Source organism: Collinsella sp. LCP21S3_A3, from assembly GCF_052118905.1.
Taxonomy (GTDB): Bacteria; Actinomycetota; Coriobacteriia; order Coriobacteriales; family Coriobacteriaceae; genus Collinsella.
Map to the genome: position 1 here is coordinate 184,436 of NZ_JBQKGH010000003.1, position 18,974 is coordinate 203,409.

Below are 18,974 nucleotides of genomic sequence, written 5' to 3' on the forward strand. Positions count from 1 at the left end.
CACCGTGTCTTAGCACCGACTCACCTGGAGGTATTGCCATGTCTCAGACGCTTTCCGCCGGAATCACCCGCGACCGTGCGTTCGAACTGCTCAACGAGCACAACAAAGATCCGTTCCACATCACCCATGGTGAGACGGTCGAGGGCACCATGCGCTACTTTGCGCGCGAGTTCGACCCCGAGAACGAGGAGTTTTGGGGCATCGTCGGACTGCTGCACGACTTGGATTGGGAGGAGCATGAGGACGACCCCGTGAACCACACCATCTATGCGGCCGAGATCCTCGAGGGCGAGGGTGCATCGCCCGAGCTCATCCGCGCCATCCAGACGCATACCTCGGACTTCAACACCTCGCTGCCCAAGCCCGAGCTGCAGATGGAAAAGATCCTGTTTGCCTGCGACGAACTTACCGGCCTGATTGGGGCTGCCGTGATCATGCGTCCGAGCAAGAGCGTCATGGACTTTACGACCAAGTCGCTCAAGAAGAAGTTCAAGGACAAGCGCTTTGCCGCCGGCTGCTCGCGCGACGTGATTTCGCAGGGCGCCGAGATGCTGGGCTGGGAGCTCCCCGAGCTTTTCGACCGCACCATCGCGGCCATGCAGTCCTTCGCGCCCGACCGCGACACCTTCCAGGCCTAACCTGCCAAAAAGGGACAGGTTTATTTTGGTAGGTTTTATCTGGGAAAACGCTCCCGTTGAACGTTATTCAGCGGAAGCGTTTTCTGTTTGACCTGGTGACGTTGGCGAATGGCGGCGCCTCGCGGCAGGCAGCTGCGCTTCGCCGTATCCGTAACTCGGTAAACGCGACGCTAGGACGCGTTCTTGATAATCCATGTTCCGAGTCCTGTCAGTAGCTGAACCTGCTTAACGGTTAGCCCCTGTTTTCGAAGCGCGAGAATCGCCTCATTGCGAAGTGGCTTGGAGACGGATTTGATTTCCGTCGGAGCACATCCTGCGACACTCTGCACGATTGCCGTGCCAAATGAATATGGTTTCCCATAAGGCACCAAGCGATAAGCTCGATATTGTGTTTGGGGAGGATTGCATCGAGGATCTGAAACATGGCGATTCGGTCCTCGGCATCGTCAAACAGCAATTGCCCTCCGTTTCCACGCAACGTGACGTGGAAATAACCGGTTGGTGACTTTGAACGAGGTTTTCTCGGCATGGCCCCTCCTTTAGCTTGGATGGGCTGAAGATACCTCATTCGGAGGCTTCGGTTGTCGAGATTCAGTTTACCGACTATAGCTGCTACCTGCCGAAATGTTATTGCGTTTTCAAATTGATGCTTTTTAATGGTAATTGAGCAAGACGGGTGCGCTTGTTGCGGATGCGGGCGTTGGTTGCGTCGATCTGGACGGCCCTCGCGTGATGTCATCACAAATGGGCTTCACGCATTTTCGCGGCAATAGAAAAATGGCCGGGGCTTACAAACAAAACGGAGCACCCGACCATTTACCAATTGTTTGTTGACGTTTGGCCAGATAAAACCTGCCAAAATAAACCTGTCCCTTTTTGGCAGGTTAGTTGAGGGCGGCTTGGGCTAGGCGGGCTTCGGCGTCCTCCTCGGTGACGCCCAAGGCCACGGCAATCTCCTCGATGGAGCGGCGCTTGGCTTCCTTGAGTACGCGCATGTAGTAAGAGCTGGGTTTTTTATCTGCTTCCTCGGCCTGGCGAATACGGTGCATCATTGTTTTTGCCACGCGGACCGTCTCGGGCGCACCCAGCTTGAGCTGCTGCTTAAAGTGCGTCTCCTCGAGCGAGCTGTTGCGCTCGGTAAAGGTGTCGCACTCCAGCTCGTCGTAATGGCTCAGTAGGTGCTCGGCATCTTGCTGGGAGATGGCGGCATGCAGACGGTCGGCCTGCGCCACGGGGTACATGAGGATCGTCTGCGCATGTCCCTGCTTGGTCTCGAGCAACAGCATGGGCTGCGGTGTGTCTTCCCTAAAACCGACGACGGTGCAGACTCCCTGACCCGGATGAATGACGTGTTGACCGATTGAGAACATGCTACCTCCAACTTATACGAATTTACGTATGTCTAGAATACCACGCTGACGTGCGCAAACCCTTACTTTATGCAGGAAAAGCACACAAATCCGATAGGTAAGAGTATTCGATATTCTGAGCTGCCCATGCAGATGTTTATGCATTTTCGGCGGGTGCACAACCAGCAGGCAGACCGCCATCTTTGAATGGCCTTGCGACAACTGTGGTCAATTTTGTGCATATGCAATATCGATTGACTTTACCCTGCGACAGTAGTTATCGCTTGTGATAGAGTGCTGCAAACTCTGGCTTTTGCCCTACGAGTGACCAAGAGCTCGGGGGCTTTAACACAAGGAGGATCTATGCCCGAGAAGATTGAAGAGCTGGTACGCGCTGCGCTTGCTGCGGCCCAGGAGGCCGGCGACCTTTCCGCATTTGAACTTGACGATTGCGCTATCGAGCGACCGGCTGACACTTCTCATGGCGAGTGGACCTCCACCATGGCCCTGAAGTCCGCCAAGCTGGCTCACTGCGCCCCGCGCAAGATTGCCGAGGCCGTCGTTGCCCATATGCCCGAGGATCCCGCGATCGAGAAGGTCGAGATCGCCGGCCCTGGCTTCATCAACTTCTACCTCTCCGTCGCCGTCAAGAACGCCATCTTCGGCGAGGCTCGCGAGAAGGGTATGGACTTCGCTAAGTCCAACGTCGGCGGCGGCCTGAAGACCCAGGTCGAGTTTGTCTCCGCCAACCCCGTCGGCCCCATGCATATTGGCCATGGCCGTTGGGCCGCTCTGGGCGACTCCCTCTGCCGTGTTATGGACCATGCCGGTTACGATATCCAGCGTGAGTTCTATATCAACGACCACGGCTCTCAGATGAACACCTTCGGCAACTCCATCAGCACGCGCTATATGCAGCTTGCCGACATCATCGCCAAGCAGGGCGTGGATATCGACGAGGCTCACAAGCTGCTGATTGCCGACCGCGATGCCTTTGTTGCCGACGAGAACGACGAGCATCCCGAGACCCATCCGTATCAGGACAACTTTGCCGAGACTCTGGGCAAGGATTCCTACGGCGGCGACTACATCATCGACGAGGCCGCCGAGTTTTGGCGCACCGACGGTGACAAGTGGGTCGACGCCGATCCGCAGGAGCGTATGGAGAGCTTCCGCGAGCGCGGCTACGTAAAGATGGTCGACAACATGCGCAACCTCTGCCACGCCGTCAACTGCGACTTCGATCGTTGGTTCTCCGAGCGCTCGCTGTACGTGAAGGACACCGAGGGCGAGACCGCCGGCACCTCCGCCGTCGACCGCGCTTTCGAGAAGCTCGACAAGATGGGCTACCTCTACACCAAGGACGGCGCTCTGTGGTTCCGCTCCACCGACCTGGGCGACGACAAGGACCGCGTCCTGATCAAGTCCGACGGCGAGTACACCTACTTCGCCTCCGACGTCGCCTATCACTGGGATAAGTTCCAGCGCGTCGACCACGTCATCGACATCTGGGGCGCCGACCACCATGGCTACATCGACCGCGTCCGCTGTGTCTGCGACGCTCTTGGCTATCCCGGCAAGTTCGAGGTTCTGCTGGGCCAGCTCGTCAACCTGCTGCGCAACGGCAAGCCCGTCCGTATGTCCAAGCGCAAGGGCACCATGGTGACCCTGCAGGAGCTTGTTGACGAGGTCGGCTCCGACGCCGCCCGTTACACGCTCATCTCCAAGAGCTCCAACCAGATGGTCGACTTCGATATCGAGGCCGTTAAGAAGCGTGATAACTCCAACCCGGTCTACTACGTGCAGTACGCTCACGCTCGTGTGTGCTCCATTCTGCGCCGTGCCGCTGACGTTACGCCCGAGCAGGCTGACGAGATGGGCATGAAGGCCGTCGCCGCTAAGGCCATCGGCGAGAACGTCGACTACTCGCTGCTGACCGACCCCACCGAGCTTGCCCTTTCGCGTAAGCTCAACGAGCTCACCGACCTCATCGCTAGCTGCGCTCGCGACCGTGCCCCGTTCCGTCTGACGCACTTTGCCGAGGAGCTCGCCGGCGACTTCCACAGCTTCTACGCTGCCTGCCAGGTGCTTCCGAGCGAGGGCCGTCCCGTCGATCCCGAGCTTTCGCGCGCCCGTCTGGCCGCTTGCGACGCCGTCCGCGTGACGCTCGCCCTGGTGCTCACTCTGGTTGGCGTTTCTGCACCCGAGCAGATGTAATCTACGGGTCGTTTGACCGTGTAGGTTTGGCTTTGCTGAGCCCTATAAGCCCGATCTCCATGCGGAGGTCGGGCTTTTTGCGTTTGGCGGGGCTTTTTGGCGTGTTGAAAAATGCTACAAAAACGCAACTATACCGGTTTACGGGGCTGAATCGCTGCCTGGCGACCATAGCAACAGCAGCGAAAATAAAATCGCAGGTAGACGGCTTGCCGAATATTAAAAATGCAGGGTATGGTTGGCTTACGCCGTTCTTGCACCGTAATCCGCGATCGTTTTGAAAACGACCCCTTGGGGACGGAGGAAAACGGATCATTTTTGTCCGGTGGGAGAGCGGTGCGAAACCGTCCGCCACGAATCGGGCTTATCTACTACGTTTAGTCGCATACCCCGAACCATGCCGAAAAGTACGATATTAAAACCGCAGGTAGCGGGCTTGCGATTTTAGGAAGATCGAGGGGATGGTCAGGGGTCGCGGGTCAAACGTAGTAGATAGGCGCGATTCGTGGCGCGGCTATTCCGGATGCCACGGCTTCACTCTTCTGGTGCGACAGAGGAAGCGCTTTTGAGGGAGAGTGTCCCTTTTGACCAGTTGTATAAGAACGTCCAATGACTAAGTTGCAGGTGGTGGCGGTTGTGTTACACTAACGCTGCGTATTTGACGCAATCATCTCGATACAGATCAATGATGTCCGTTGTGTTTTGAACGGAGCTAGACTGTTTAGCCGCCCTGAAGGTTTATGCAGGGAGCATGTGATCACAGGGCTTTAAAAGAAAGTTGAGCAAACACTGTGTCTGATCAACAGCAAGAAAATGAAATAAGCACGGCACAAACCACTTCCACTGCACCGGTTGCGTTGGACCAGATCGCGAAACCCGCACCGTCGCAGGCGTCGGTCCCCGAGACACACCAGAACGCTGTCTCGGCTTCGAGTGAGAACCCTGTTCCCGTCGCGCCTGCTGCCGGGGAGGAGGCTGCGCCCGTGAAGCCCAAGCGCACGCGTCGTGTGGCCAAGCCCGCTGCGGATGGTGATGAGGCTGCAAAGCCCAAACGCCGCACCACGCGCACGACGCGTGCCAAGCGTCCGGTTTCCGCCGAGGTTTCGGCGCCGCTTTCAGATGAGGTTGCGCAGGCCCGCGCGCTTGCGCAGATCAGCGAAGCCCAGGTTGTTCGTGCTCGCCGTCGTGCCGCCGAGCGCGATGCCGCGGCTCTGACCGAACTCGCGGCTCCGTCCGCCCCCGAGGCGCCTTCGGCTCCGGCTCCCGAGCAGGTAGCAGAAAAGCCGGCTCCGCGCACGCGCCGTCGCACGGCGGCCAAGGTCCAGCAGGCTGCCGAGCAGGCTTCGTCCGATGCCGCCGAGACCCCGGTTCGCTCTGCGGCGGAGGAGGACGCTTCCTCTGCTGAGTCTGTCGTGCCTGCCGAGGCCGGCGGTGCATTTGTCGTCGATCCTGCTTTGCGCCCGCATCGCCGCGGCCGCAAGCCCAAGGCATTTGTCGAGGCGGAGAAGGCGGCCGCTGCCGCGGCTTCTGTCCAAGATGCCCCGGCGTTCGTCGAGCCTACAGCGGCAGTCGTGGTTTCGGCCGAGGGTGCTGATGTTCCTGAGGTCGCTGTTTCTGCCGCTGCCGAGCCTGCCGACGTTCGTCCCGGGCGCAGCCGTCACACCGCAGCCAAACGCCCAGCTAAGGCAGAGGCGAAGTCCGGCGCCGAATCTGCGGTAGCTGAGTCTACCGAGGCGAGTGTCGACACGACTCCCGAGACGGAGGGCGCCGATCGGTCGGCAGGCGAGAAGCCCAAGCGCACGCGCAAGAAATCTTCCAAGACCAAGTCTGCCGAACAGCAGGGGGATGCTGAGCAACAGCCCGAGTCCGACGCTAAGTCGGACGGCGAGACCCCGGCGACCGCCGATGCGCCCACGACGCCTGCCGTCGAGAGCGCTGAGGCGGAAGAGGGTTCCCGCCCCAACCGTCGTCAGCACAAGCGTAACGATGAGCGCAGCGAGCGCAAGGATGATCGTAACAACGACCGCCGCAGCCGTCAGCGCGATCGCAAACAGCGCAACAAGGAGCGCAACGCAGCTCCGACCGAGCCAACGCTTTCGCGCGAGGAGCTCGCGGCCATGAAGGTCGCCGAGCTGCGCGAGAAGGCCAAGGAGTTCGAGATTGAGACGACCGGCAAGAAGAAGGCCGAGCTCGTCGAAGAGATCTACACCACAGCCGCGAAGGCCGAGGGCTTCCGCGATATTAAGGGCATCCTGCAGATTCGCCCGGACAGCTCCGGCATCATCCATGCCCACGGCTACATGAAGTCCAATGACGACGCCTTCGTGCCCGCCTACCTCATCCGCTCCGCGCGTCTGCGCACGGGCGACGTGATCGAGGGTTCGCTTCGTCCCTCGCGCGGCGGCGACAAGCGTGCCGGTCTCGCCAAAATCACGACCGTCAACGGTTTGGACCCCGAGCAGATTCGCAATCGCCCCAAGTTTGGCGACCTCACTCCGGTCTACCCCAATGAGCCGCTGCGCATGGAGCATGGCAAGGATTCCATTACCGGTCGCGCCATCGATATCGTGTCGCCGATCGGCAAGGGTCAGCGTGGCCTGATCGTGTCACCGCCCAAGGCCGGTAAGACCACGATTCTCAAGAAGATCTGCCAGTCTATCTCGATCAACAATCCCGAAGTGCACCTCATCTGCCTGCTCGTCGACGAGCGCCCCGAAGAGGTCACCGATATGCAGCGCTCCATTGAGGGCGAGGTCGTGGCCTCCACCTTCGATATGCCCGCCGACAACCATACCCGCGTGGCCGAGCTCGTCATCGAGCGCGCCAAGCGCATCGTGGAGTTGGGCGGCGACGTCGTGGTGGTTCTCGACTCCATCACGCGTCTTGCCCGTGCGTACAACCTGGCGGCGCCCGCCTCGGGCCGCATCCTTTCGGGCGGCGTCGATTCGGCGGCCCTGTATCCGCCTAAACGCTTCCTGGGTGCTGCCCGCAATATCGAAAACGGCGGCTCACTCACCATCCTTGCTTCCGCCCTTATCGATACCGGATCCAAGATGGACGAGGTCATCTTTGAGGAGTTCAAGGGCACCGGCAACATGGAGCTCAAGCTCGATCGCGATCTGGCCGACCGCCGTATCTTCCCGGCCATCGACCCCGTTGCCTCGGGCACGCGCAACGAGGACCTGTTGGTCGACGAGCAAATGCGCCCGTTTGTCTTTGGCCTGCGCCGCATCCTCGCCGGCATGAACAATACCGAGCGCGCGGCCGCGTCGTTTATCAAGGGCCTTAAGGGCACTAATACCAACCAGGAGTTCCTGGTGCGTTCGGCCAAAAAGCACAGCGATTACGAGCAGATGTTCTAGTCCGTCCGCTGCACGCGACAGCAACCATAGACATGCCAGAAGGGCCGGGGTTTAGATCCTGGCCCTTTTCGTATAGCCGCTCGCCAACGATTATTGACCTCACGACCGGCAAGCAGCGATTTTCCCGTTTCAATTCCGCTTCGTCGCTTGCAATCCCCAAGGGGGTTTCGCATAATAGCAGTTAAGCTTCGCGACGGAAAACGCAGATGAAACGAACCTTATACCGTTGCTTTGGGGCTCAGGCCCCGCTTCATCTTCTCTCGCGCAGCCAACTGAATGATGCGATTTGGGTGCTGGAAGATGGGGAGAGCTCATGGCTTCTTCTGATGCAACACAACGAGCAGTCCTTGCCGGACTTTCCTGCGGGATCGGCCTTGCCGCACCCGTGGTCGTGTATGCCGCTACACTGCCGTTTTCGTCAATCAACGAGACGGTCGTCGCGGGTGCTGTTCCCTTTGCCGTGGGCGCAGTGGCCGGCGTGGGTATCTATGCCGCCTCGCTGGGTATCTCTGAGTATCGTGCGGAGCACGATGGCCGCCTGTTTGAGCCCGATGCCGTGGGCGGCGCCGCTCAGTTTAGTCGGACCTACAACGAGTTCAAGACCGCCTCTATTCCCGTTCAGCAAGAGGAGGCCGCTCCCCGGGCTGCTGCTCCTGTCACTTTGGACGAGCAGGGTCAATCCTCTTCGCTTCTCTCCGGTCTGACCGGCGCGTTTCAGCGCCGTCATGCCGATGATGGCGTTCCGACCATCGCCCGTGCCGCCAACGCCATGGACGAGGCCGATGCCTGGGCTATGATCGATAGCATGCTCGACGACGATTCGCCGGTTAGCTGCGATCCCGCTCGCTCGCGCGATGTCTACCAGGTCGCAATTGACGAGCTCACAAACGGTGAAAAGACTGGCTCCTATAACCGAGACGACATCGCTGCTGCCGCACGTGCCGTCTCGGGCTCTCATGCCGCCCCTGCGGGCAGCACTGCAGCTTTCGTGGCGCTTGTGGCCAACGCTGCCAACAATGCCGCCTATAACGGTGCTTCGTCGGCTGCGTACGCCTCTGCCGCGGCGGCCGCTTCGACCGGCCAGCAGGGCGCAGCTCAGCCGGCTCCTGTCGCCGACCCCTTTGCCGATGAGCCCCTGGTTGTCGACGAGGAGACCATCGCCGCTCGTCGTGCTGCCGAAAGCTCGCTTTGGGGCGCTTCGGCCCAAATGCAGGCCGCGGAGGCGGTGCCGTACAACGCCAAGCTCGCCAGCATGCCCATCATTTCCGATGCCAAGGGTGTGGATCTCGCCGATTTGGACGAGCCCGCCGCCATCACTGCCTCTATCGATGCCCAGAATCGCGTGGATGCCGACAGTCTCCCCGATGCCTCCCTCGAGGAAGATATCCCCATGGCCGATTATTCGGGCCACGAGAACATGTGGGCCGCCGCTATGGCGATCATGGCCGAGGTCGCCGAGCCCGCTCCCGCGCCGATGCCCACGCCTGCGGCCTCGCCTGTGTCTGTTGCTCCCGTCTATGTCGGCCGCCACAGCTCCGTGTTTCCCGAGGATACCGCGCGTATCTCGCGCGAGAGTATCGAGCGCGCCGAGGCTATCGCCGCCGGCGTTATGGAAAACCGTCGCCACGAGCGCGTCAATCAGATCCTTGAGGAAGAGATCGAGCGCCTGCAGTCCTCTACCGCCAAGCGTACGGGCCGTGCCTATTTGAGTGTTATCGAGGGCGGTACCGCCAGTTTTACGCCGCTTCGTGCCGAGGCCTAGTTCTGCATGATTAAGATCGATCGTAAGTGGGCGGTTGCGGCCTGCGTCATGGTGTTGCTGATCTGGGGCAATTCACTGGTTCCCGGCACGGGGTCCGGCTCACTGAGCCTGGCGATCATGGAGGACGTCCGCGGGCTATTGCATAGCTTGAGCCTGCCGTATGAATGGGTAACCAACTTTGTCGTCCGCAAGTGCGCACACTTTACCGAGTATATGGTGCTTGGTGTTTTGGTGACACATGCCTTTGATATCGAGGGTCGACGCACTTTTGACAGACTGCTTCCCACGGTGGTTTTTCTGTTGCTGGTCCCCTCAATCGACGAGACGATTCAGTTATTTGTGCCGGGGCGCGCCGGTATGATCACCGACGTGATGATTGACTGCTGCGGAGCGGCTACCGGCGTTGTGCTCCGATATCTCCTCCGATCGCTTGTATGCACCAGAAAGGCCGCCTAGGACGTTTTGCTTGGTCCTAGCGGCCTTGTGCGTTTGGGGGCCCTGCAGGGCGCGATAGCGTTGTCTGCGCGTTATACGGGCCCGGCAATACCGTGTGTCGTTGGTGCACCCTTTACTGGAGCGCCTGTGCGCCAAGGGCCAGACAGCCCATGATGCCCTGCTTACCCTCGAGGCTGTTGTTGACAATGTAGGTATCGATGTCGTTGACCTCGGGCGTGACGATATAGCCGTTGAGCATCTCGGCGCACTTTTTGCGGGCGAGCGGCACGATGGGGGTGTGGTCGGCCACGCCGCCGCCGATGATGATCTTTTGCGGCGCATAGCACAGCGTGTAGGTCATGAGCGCCTGTGCCAGGTAGCCTGCGAGCAGGCCCATGGCCTCCGGGTCATCGGCCATGTCTCCGGCGCTTTTGCCATCCCAGCGCTTTTTAATGCCGGGGCCGGCGATGAGGCCCTCGAGGCAGTTGTCGTGGAAAGGACAGCCGCTGTGCTCGCCGATGGTGTCGCGCGGATCGCGCGTGACCAGGATGTGCCCTGCCTCGGGATGCATCATGCCGTGCACGAGCTGGCCGCCCGAGAGCACGCCGGCGCCCACACCGGTGCCGATGGTCAGATACACCACGTCGGTGAGGCCCTGGGCGCAACCAAAGGTGACCTCGCCCAGGCAGGCGACGTTGACGTCGGTGTCGTAGCCACAGGGAATATTGAGCTCGTTTTGGATGGTGCCCAGCAGGTCAAAGTAGCGCCATGCCGTCTTGGGCGTCTCCAAGATCTTGCCGTATTGGGGCGAGGCAGGGTTGACTGCGGTGGGGCCAAAGGCGCCGATGCCCAGCGCGGCGATGCCCTTGTTTGCAAACCATGCGTTGACGGCCTCAACGGTCTCCTGCGGGGTCGTGGTTGCGATCTGCTCACGCTCCAGAACCGTACCGTCTGCATAGCCCGTGGCACAGACCATCTTGGTGCCGCCGGCCTCGAGCGCTCCGATAAGCTGCTGCTCTGCCATAGTATTCCTCCCCCTGGGACGAGTTGCTCCGTGACTAAAGTATAGCGCTTTAAACAAATTAAGAAAGCGCTATAAAAAGAAGCCCCACAACGCGCGTGCGGTGCGGGGCTTCTTTGGGTGCTTTAGTTGCCGGGCCGTCCTTACCCGCGCGGCTTGATTTTATCGCGTAGCGACTTGAGGTTCTCCAGTGCCGCGTTAAGCGTCTCGTCTCGCTTGGCAAAGTGGAGGCGAATCAGATGGTTGACGGGCTCCCGGAAGAAGCTCGATCCGGGCACGGCGCCCACGCCCACCTTAGACGCGAGGTCCTCGCAGAAGTCGAGGTCGCTGTCATAGCCAAACTCAGAGATGTCCATCATGACGTAGTAGGCGCCCTGCGGCACGTTATGCTCAAGACCGATGCTATCGAGCCCCTGACAGAACAGATCGCGCTTGGCTGTGTAGAGATCGAGGACCTCCTGGTAATAGCTGTCGTCGAAGTTGAGGGCGGTGACGACGGCTTCCTGTAGGGGAGCGGCGGCACCCACGGTGAGGAAGTCGTGGACCTTCTTGATGCGCTCGGTAATCTGGGCCGGGGCGATGGTGTAGCCCAGACGCCAGCCGGTGATGGAGTACGTCTTGGATAGCGAACTGCAGCTGATGGTGCGGTCGAACATGCCGGGCAGCGTGGCCATATAGACGTGCTCGTGGGGCGCGTAGACGATGTGCTCGTACACCTCGTCGGTGATGCAGTAGGCGTCGTACTTTTTGCAGAGATCGGCGATAAAGGTGAGCTCATCGCGCGTAAAGACCTTGCCGCAGGGATTGGAAGGGTTGCACAGGACGATGGCCTTGGGGTCGTTGTCGCGGAAGGCCGCCTCGAGTGTCTCGCGGTCAAAGTCGAATGTGGGCGGGTTGAGCGGCACGTAGATGGGCTCGGCACCCGAAAGGATTGTGTCGGCGCCGTAGTTCTCGTAGAACGGCGAGAAGATGACGACCTTGTCGCCGGGGTTGGTGGCCGTCATCATGGCAGCCATCATGGCCTCGGTGGAGCCGCAAGTGACCACGATGTTCTGGTTGGGGTCGATCGGTATGCCCATAAAGTGCTCCTGTTTGGCGGCAAGCGCCTCGCGCATGGCCTGGGAGCCCCAGGTGATGGAGTACTGGTGGTAGAGCGGTTTGGGATCGGTGGCGATGGTGTTCAGGCTCTTGAGCAGCTGCGCTGGGGGATCAAAGTCGGGGAAGCCCTGCGAGAGGTTGACGGCGCCGTACATATCGGAGATGCGCGTCATGCGGCGGATGACCGAATCGGTAAACGTTGCCGTGCGATTGGAGAGTTCTTTCATGCTTGTCCTTTCGAACATCGGGGTGGGGCAAGTTTACTCCTATGGAACCGGTGGGATTTGCTCGAAATGGATCCGAAAAACTCTTTTCAAAATTCTTGAAAATTGGGGCTTGCGTCGCGTGGCGTTCCTTGCAATAATAGTCGAGCGCGAAGCGCACAGGACACGGTGGGTGTAGCTCAGTTGGCTAGAGCGACGGGTTGTGGTCCCGTAGGTCGAGGGTTCGAGTCCCTTTACCCACCCCAGTTCTTGCTTCGTGTTGATATCGGGTCGTTAGCTCAGTTGGTAGAGCAGGGGACTCTTAATCCCAAGGTCCAGGGTTCGACCCCCTGACGGCCCACCACACGATATCTCCACTAAAGTCCGCTACTACGGACTTTAGCTTTGGGTCGTTAGCTCAGTTGGTAGAGCAGGGGACTCTTAATCCCAAGGTCCAGGGTTCGACCCCCTGACGGCCCACCAAAGCATGTTAAGACGGTCAGCGAAAGTTGGCCGTCTTTTTTGTTGACCTCGCATGGGGTCGAACCCGAAAGGGCGCGGAGCTGAGGAAACGCGTAAGCGTTTGCCAGCGCAGCGCGCAAGGCGCGAAGCGCCGCAGCGGCCGCCTGCGCAGCAGGCTGACCCCCTGACGGCCCACCAAAGCATGTTAAGACGGTCAGCGAAAGTTGGCCGTCTTTTTTGTTGACCTCGCATGGGGTCGAACCCGAAAGGGCGCGGAGCTGAGGAAATGCGTGAGCATTTACCAGCGCAGCGCGCAAGGCGCGAAGCGCCGCAGCAGCCGCCTGCGCAGCAGGCTGACCCCCTGACGGCCCACCAAAGCATGTTAAAGCGACTGGCTTCGGCTAGTCGCTTTTTTGTTGACCTCGCATGGGGTCGAACCCGAAAGGGCACAGACGCTTTACAAGTCGAGCCTGCCCTGGGGGTCGGTGAATCCGTCTGTGCCCTCCTTGAGTTTTTTCTCGTCTGCTTTCACGCGACGTTCGAGCTTCTTTGTATCCTCGGCAGGCGGTAGATTCTCGGGGACAATTCCACGGTCGATGAGGCTGCCACGTACGCTTGTGTTATTCTCGACGTGCTCTTGCTTGATCTGGTCCAGACCGTACAGGTCGTGTTCCTCGGTGTTGAAGGCCGTCATCGAGTTCGTAAGGTCCTTTGCTTTGATGAGGACATCGGCTAATCTGTCCGCCAATGCCGCGCTCTTGGGTACGCCGAGCTGCTGCTTCATTTCCGCCGTGCTTCTGCCGCCGAATAACGCTTCATCGCCCTTCGACTTGATGATCGCGAATCCTTTGGAGTCCACGCCGTGTTTGAACGCAATACCCGAGAGCTGTTTCTCTGAATCGGATAGCGAGTGGCGCGCCTGCAAGCGCTGAATCTCTGCGAAGCGCTGTTCTATGAGCTCTTGGCGGCGCGTCTGCACGGCAAAGTATGCCTGGGCGAGCGCGATCTCTGGCTTGTTTGAATCTCCGTTCTGTGCGATTAAATAGCATGCATAGCGAGTAAGTTTGTAGTCTTTAACCGCGCGAGCGGCGACACCGGCTGTTACCATTTTCGTGGTATCACGAAAATGGGAATCAACTGGAGTTTTGTTTGTTTCGCACGAGACTTTCGCCCTCTTAACAACTTCGGCGAAGTTCTCCCATCGAGTGTACCCCATGGGTTCCATTAAATCGCGTGCGAGCCAATACTCAACGCCGTCTTCCACATTGGCGGAGCTATCAAGTTTGACACGCCACTTCTCGATATCACGACTGTCCATATCTCCTCCCCGCTGGTCTATTGTCTGTGCGGGCTTTGCCTGCCTATTCAGAATAAGGATACGCTGCCGTGCGGACACGAATGGACCCCGTGCCACCTTGAGCTCACGGGGCCCATAGATATCGATTAGTTGTGTTCTGCTTTAGATGAGTGTCCAGTTTAGTCCGCTCGATAGTGCGATCCGAGGCTTTCGGTTCGCTTGCGCATGGCTTTGACCATTTCCTGTGCTAGTTGAATCTGCGATTGCAGGCGGGCGAGGGCTGCGATTTCGCTGTCCTGAGCTTTCTGTGTGCTCAAGGTCGTTGCCTCCGTCTTCAAGCCCTCAAGCTCGTGTAGTGCCTTGGATAGGCCCCCTTCGGTGCGGTTGATCATGCAGTAGGTGCTCATCGTGTGCTTAAGGCCGCGGGTCAGGCGCTCGGCGTCTGTTGTGGCAATGCCATGCTGGGGGAGGGCGACATCCGCCTTTGGGGCCACCTCAGGTGCATTCTGTGCTGCTTGGGCTGCCGAGGCGCCCGCGATGCGCCCAAACACGATGCCGTTGGCGCTTGACAGGCCACCAATGCGATCGGCCCCGTGCATGCCGCCTGTCGCCTCGCCGCAGGCATAGAGGCCCTCAACGCCCGTGTACGCGGTCTTGTCGATTTTGATGCCGCCATTGGCGGCGTGGGCATACATCGCCACACGCATCTCGTCGGTCGGCGCGATGCCGTGCTCGTCTTGTAGCCAGGTGGCAAAGGTCTGCACAAACTCGGGGACGTCCTCGCGGGGGAAGTCGTAGTGGAGCGCCAGACCTTCGGCACCCGCTTGATCGATGGCAAGATCGATGGCGCGGGAGGCCAAGCGCGAGGTGAAGGGACCATATCCGGAGCGTTGCTCAAGTAGATCGTCCAGCTTGTCATCGGCGATATCGACCGGCTGGTCTACATGTACGTAGCGCCAGGTCTTCTCGTTAAAGACAAGGTTGCGCTTGGGCTCGATGAAGCCCGGCATCATCTGCATGAACTCTATATTAGTGAGCGTTGCGCCGTGTGCCAGCGCGATGGCCTGCGAGGAGCTGAGCACGTCGGCGGAAGTGAGACTGCGCTCGAACAGGCCACCCGTGCCGCCCGCAGCGATGATGGTGACCTTGGCTGCCATAGGTACGAGATGTTTGTTTGTGCGGTCGTAGAGTACGGCGCCGATAATCTTTCCGGTCGTGTCCTCAACAAGGTCGATTAGCTCGTGGCGGGGGAGCAGGCGAATGCCGAGAGACTCGATCTGGGCCGCACACGCGTCCTCAAGGGGCTTGCGGGTGAGGCCGCGCCAATTGCGCGTCTTATGGTCAAAGCAGGGGATAAACTGCTTTTGCTGAGCGCTCTCAGCGCTTTGCGGACGCTGGAGCTCAACACCTAGATCCTGCTCGAGCCATTGGATGGCCTGGGGAATACCGTGGACGAACGTCTGGACGAGCGTAGGGTCGGCGACACCGCCGCCGACGGCTTGGATGGTGTCGATGAGATCCTGTTCGTCGTCTTCGTCGATGGGGCCAATAAGGCCAAGGCCCCAGGTGCCCGGGAAAAAGCTCGATCCGCTCATGGTCTTGCCGGCGCTTGCGACGGCAACGGTCGTGCCCGCGCGCGCCGCTTCTATGGCGGCACAAAGGCCCGCAATGCCAGATCCTATTACCAGTACATCAGTCGATTCCATCGGATTCCTTTCTCGTCCGGCGCATTTTCGCATGGGTGATCGGCAATGATGCCGAAAAGACTCGGTAAATCGGTAAAGGGCAACTATGGCAGATGGGCGTTATGGACGCTCTGACGCTCCATCTCATCACATCTCGTATTTCGCCCCAACCGATATATCGGCATTAGCAACCCTGCGGCAGTGCAGACAAAAAGAGCCGCTACCCGGGTGGATAGCGGCTCCGAAGCTCAACTATATGAGCATCGCGCGGGCGCGATTAGGCCTTGAGGGCCTCCTCGACGGCGACAGCGCAGGCGACGGTAGCACCGACCATGGGGTTGTTGCCCATGCCGATGAGACCCATCATGTCGACGTGTGCAGGCACGGAGGAAGAACCGGCGAACTGGGCGTCGGAGTGCATACGGCCCATGGTGTCGGTCATGCCGTAGGAGGCAGGGCCGGCGCCCATGTTGTCCGGGTGCAGGGTACGGCCAGTGCCGCCACCAGAGGCGACGGAGAAGTACTTCTTGCCAGCCTCGATGCGCTCCTTCTTGTAGGTGCCAGCGACGGGGTGCTGGAAGCGCGTGGGGTTGGTGGAGTTACCGGTGATCGAGATGTCGACGTTCTCGTGCCACATGATGGCAACGCCCTCACGGACGTCGTCGGAGCCGTAGCAGTTAACGGCAGCACGGGGACCATCGGAGTAGGGGATGGTCTCGACGACCTTGAGCTCGCCCGTGTAGTAGTCGAACTGGGTCTTCACGTAGGTGAAGCCGTTGATGCGGGCGATGATCTGGGCGGCGTCCTTGCCCAGACCGTTGAGGATAACGCGCAGCGGCTTCTTGCGAGCCTTGTTGGCGTTCAGAGCCAGGCCGATAGCGCCCTCAGCGGCAGCGAAGGACTCGTGGCCGGCCAGGAAGGCGAAGCACTCAGTGTCGTCGGAGAGCAGCATAGCGCCCAGGTTGCCGTGGCCCAGACCGACCTTGCGGTCCTCGGCGACGGAGCCGGGAACGGTGAAGGCCTGGATGCCCTCGCCGATGATGGCGGCAGCCTCAGAAGCGTTCTTGGCGCCACGCTTGACAGCGAGAGCGCAACCGAGGGTGTAGGCCCACTCGGCGTTCTGGAAGGCGATGGACTGGGTGTTGTTGACGATCTCACGCGGGTTGAAGCCCTTGTCGGTGCAGATCTGCAGAGCTTCCTCGAGGGAGGCGATGCCGTTGTCGGCGAGGCACTTGTTGATCTTGTCAGCGCGGCGCTCGTAACCTTCGAACGTAACAGTCATAGTTATTTCCCTCCCTTTCTACTCGTGAACCGGGAACACGCTGGCGACGGAGTGAGTCTCCTCGTCGGTGCGCGGGTCGATGTACTTGGCAGCGTTCTCCCACTGACCATAGTGGCCCATGGCGCCAGCGATGGCCTCCTCGGGGGTCTTGCCGGCCTTGACGGCGTCGGTGAACTTACCGAGGTTCAGGAACTCGAACGCGATGATCTCGTTCTTGTCGTTGAGAGCCATGCGGGTGACGTAGCCCTGAGCGAGCTCGAGGTAACGAGCGCCCTTGGCCTTGGTGCCGAACATGGTGCCGACCTGAGAGCGAAGGCCCTTGCCGAGGTCGTCGAGGGAGGCGCCCACGGGCAGGCCGCCCTCGGAGAACGCGGTCTGGCTGCGGCCGTAAACGATCTGCAGGAAGATCTCGCGCATAGCAACGTTGATGGCGTCGCAGACGAGGTCGGTGTTGAGGGCCTCGAGGATGGTCTTGCCGGGAAGGATCTCGGAAGCCATGGCAGCAGAGTGGGTCATGCCCGAGCAGCCGATGGTCTCAACGAGGGCCTCCTCGATGATGCCGTCCTTGACGTTCAGCGTGAGCTTGCAGGCGCCCTGCTGAGGTGCGCACCAACCCACACCGTGCGTAAGACCGGAGATGTCGGAAATCTCCTTAGCCTGGACCCACTTGCCCTCCTCGGGGATGGGTGCGGGGCCGTGGTATGCACCCTTGGCAACGGGGCACATGTTCTCCACTTCCTGTGAGTACTGCATGCCTCTCCTCTCTATCGTATTGGCGTCCCGTCTGGAGGTCGTGGCTGGTGATTGCCGGGCGACCCTTCGAAAGGGACATGACATGCAGCCCCTATAATACCGCGAAATGCACGGAATATTCGGCGAACGGCGCAGTTTTCGTAACGAGAAGCGCGGAACTTTCAATTGAAACGATTTAACAAGCTTGGTTGCGGTTATGCGATACGTTTTAGGGGGTCAGTTCTGGTCAAGTTATTGGTTAGTTCTTGCCCCTGTTGCGGTGTCTAGCCTGTGGTTATGATGCCATTCGCCGTCGGTTTGCCGCCTTTTACCGTCGACGGGTGCCATTTTGCGTGAATGTTTTGATGGCACGTTTCAATCGTGATGTATTGGATGGTAAGCAGGTCCCGGCGAAGGGAGCGCCATGCAGCGTGTTTGGAAAACGATCACCGGTTTTTACCATGTCTGTGCCCGCGGTATGGGCAGTCAGCTGATCTTTGAGAGCGACGAGGACCGGTGGGAGTTTTTGGAGCTGATGCGCGACTGCTGCCGCGATGCCCAGGTAACGATTGTGGCGTGGTGCCTCATGGGCGACCATGTTGATCTGGTACTTCTGGATTATGAGGACAACATGAGTGCAGCCATGCAACGCCTGCTGTTGACGTATGCTCGTCGGTTCAATAAGCGTACTGGGCGTTTGGGCTGCCTGTTCCGGGAACGTTTTGAGCGCCGCTCGCTCGATACCGACCGACAGGTGATGGAGGCTGTTCGCTCCGTTCACGCCGATCCGCAGGATGCGGGCATCAACCTAATTGAGCGGTATCCCTGGAGCAGCTTTACGGAGCATCTGCGCGTTTACGACGGTGACGAGGCAGATGCTAGGAGGGGATTTTCCGATCCTTCTTGCGTGCTTGAGCTTTTTGGTTCTGCCAAAGCCTTTATTGCCTATTCGCTTTCGACGCCCGACGGCGGCGATCCGGTGATGCGCGATTTGGTAGAGATGGAGTTGGAGCGGCGCGCCTTTGCCGACGAGTTGGCGAAGGGATGCGGGGTTGCGCTCCAGGGGGTTAAAGCGGCGCCGCCGGCGCAGCGCAATATCGTTATTCTTGGCTTGCACGATGCTGGTTTTACGGTGCGCCAGATTGAGCGGTATACGGGGATAAGCAAAAGTACCGCTTCTCGTATTGTGCGCGCCCGTGCTCGAACGGCGGTGCGGACTGATGACAGCCTGGGATAGGGCTGTCTGCCCACTGGGGCCATCATTCTAAATGCTTGGACGTTAGCTACACTTCTAAATATGCATAGAATGATTGCCGTCTTGCATAAAACAATAGCTCAGTCCGGTTTTGCCCGTGCCTACCCCCGTCCACGCCGTGCAAAAAGCGGAGTTTTCAGCATCGTAGTGCTGTCGGAACTACTATAACCTTGCAACTT

At 59.6% G+C, this 18,974-nt stretch carries 13 protein-coding genes and 3 tRNA genes; 9 read left to right on the top strand and 7 right to left on the bottom strand.

Annotation, left to right across the window (positions count from 1 at the left end):
- Positions 1-38: 38 nt before the first annotated feature.
- Positions 39-638 carry an HD domain-containing protein gene (locus tag ACTQ0H_RS02815; RefSeq protein ID WP_427718831.1) on the top strand — a complete coding sequence of 200 codons (600 nt, stop codon included), beginning with the start codon at positions 39-41 and terminating at the stop codon, positions 636-638.
- A gap of 884 nt (positions 639-1,522) precedes the next feature.
- Here ACTQ0H_RS02815 and ACTQ0H_RS02820 read toward each other — a convergent pair.
- Positions 1,523-2,008, bottom strand: a complete 486-nt coding sequence (locus tag ACTQ0H_RS02820) for a CarD family transcriptional regulator (RefSeq protein WP_154518254.1) — start codon at positions 2,006-2,008, stop codon at positions 1,523-1,525.
- A gap of 342 nt (positions 2,009-2,350) precedes the next feature.
- On the opposite strand from ACTQ0H_RS02820, the gene argS reads away from it, so the two are divergent.
- From argS to ACTQ0H_RS02840, 4 genes are all read left to right on the top strand, one after another.
- Complete coding sequence (argS, locus tag ACTQ0H_RS02825) at positions 2,351-4,204, top strand: arginine--tRNA ligase (protein WP_427727932.1); 1,854 nt, start codon at positions 2,351-2,353, stop codon at positions 4,202-4,204.
- Between the two features lie 788 nt (positions 4,205-4,992).
- Positions 4,993-7,563, top strand: coding sequence for a transcription termination factor Rho (gene rho / locus ACTQ0H_RS02830; RefSeq protein ID WP_441547766.1), 2,571 nt, complete (start codon positions 4,993-4,995; stop codon positions 7,561-7,563).
- A gap of 313 nt (positions 7,564-7,876) precedes the next feature.
- Positions 7,877-9,325 (top strand): hypothetical protein, encoded by a 1,449-nt coding sequence (locus tag ACTQ0H_RS02835; RefSeq protein WP_441547767.1) that lies wholly within the window; start codon positions 7,877-7,879, stop codon positions 9,323-9,325.
- A gap of 6 nt (positions 9,326-9,331) precedes the next feature.
- Entirely contained in the window at positions 9,332-9,781 is a 450-nt protein-coding gene (locus ACTQ0H_RS02840; protein ID WP_441547768.1) for a VanZ family protein, read from the top strand.
- 112 nt (positions 9,782-9,893) lie between these two features.
- On the opposite strand, the gene ACTQ0H_RS02845 is transcribed toward ACTQ0H_RS02840, so the two are convergent.
- Both ACTQ0H_RS02845 and ACTQ0H_RS02850 read right to left on the bottom strand, forming a co-directional pair.
- Positions 9,894-10,784: an ROK family protein gene (locus ACTQ0H_RS02845; RefSeq protein ID WP_441547769.1), complete on the bottom strand. Its 891-nt coding sequence runs from the start codon at positions 10,782-10,784 to the stop codon at positions 9,894-9,896.
- Between the two features lie 140 nt (positions 10,785-10,924).
- Positions 10,925-12,106: a pyridoxal phosphate-dependent aminotransferase gene (locus ACTQ0H_RS02850; protein WP_441547770.1), complete on the bottom strand. Its 1,182-nt coding sequence runs from the start codon at positions 12,104-12,106 to the stop codon at positions 10,925-10,927.
- Between the two features lie 165 nt (positions 12,107-12,271).
- Here ACTQ0H_RS02850 and ACTQ0H_RS02855 point away from each other — a divergent pair.
- From ACTQ0H_RS02855 to ACTQ0H_RS02865, 3 genes are all read left to right on the top strand, one after another.
- A tRNA-His gene (locus tag ACTQ0H_RS02855) sits at positions 12,272-12,348 on the top strand.
- A 22-nt stretch (positions 12,349-12,370) separates the two neighbouring features.
- Positions 12,371-12,446: transfer RNA gene (locus ACTQ0H_RS02860), tRNA-Lys, on the top strand.
- 43 nt (positions 12,447-12,489) lie between these two features.
- A tRNA-Lys gene (locus ACTQ0H_RS02865) sits at positions 12,490-12,565 on the top strand.
- 436 nt (positions 12,566-13,001) lie between these two features.
- On the opposite strand, the gene dinD is transcribed toward ACTQ0H_RS02865, so the two are convergent.
- The 4 genes from dinD to ACTQ0H_RS02885 form a co-directional block, all read right to left on the bottom strand.
- A complete protein-coding gene (gene dinD / locus ACTQ0H_RS02870; RefSeq protein ID WP_441547771.1) occupies positions 13,002-13,862 on the bottom strand; it encodes a DNA damage-inducible protein D in 861 nt (286 codons plus the stop codon).
- A 158-nt stretch (positions 13,863-14,020) separates the two neighbouring features.
- Entirely contained in the window at positions 14,021-15,547 is a 1,527-nt protein-coding gene (locus ACTQ0H_RS02875) for an FAD-dependent oxidoreductase (RefSeq protein ID WP_441547772.1), read from the bottom strand.
- A 256-nt stretch (positions 15,548-15,803) separates the two neighbouring features.
- Entirely contained in the window at positions 15,804-16,808 is a 1,005-nt protein-coding gene (locus ACTQ0H_RS02880) for a GGGtGRT protein (RefSeq protein ID WP_154518278.1), read from the bottom strand.
- An 18-nt stretch (positions 16,809-16,826) separates the two neighbouring features.
- Positions 16,827-17,561, bottom strand: coding sequence for an iron-sulfur cluster assembly scaffold protein (locus ACTQ0H_RS02885; protein WP_006235554.1), 735 nt, complete (start codon positions 17,559-17,561; stop codon positions 16,827-16,829).
- 403 nt (positions 17,562-17,964) lie between these two features.
- On the opposite strand from ACTQ0H_RS02885, the gene ACTQ0H_RS02890 reads away from it, so the two are divergent.
- Positions 17,965-18,777: a transposase gene (locus tag ACTQ0H_RS02890; protein WP_441547773.1), complete on the top strand. Its 813-nt coding sequence runs from the start codon at positions 17,965-17,967 to the stop codon at positions 18,775-18,777.
- The last annotated feature ends 197 nt before the right edge of the window (positions 18,778-18,974 follow it).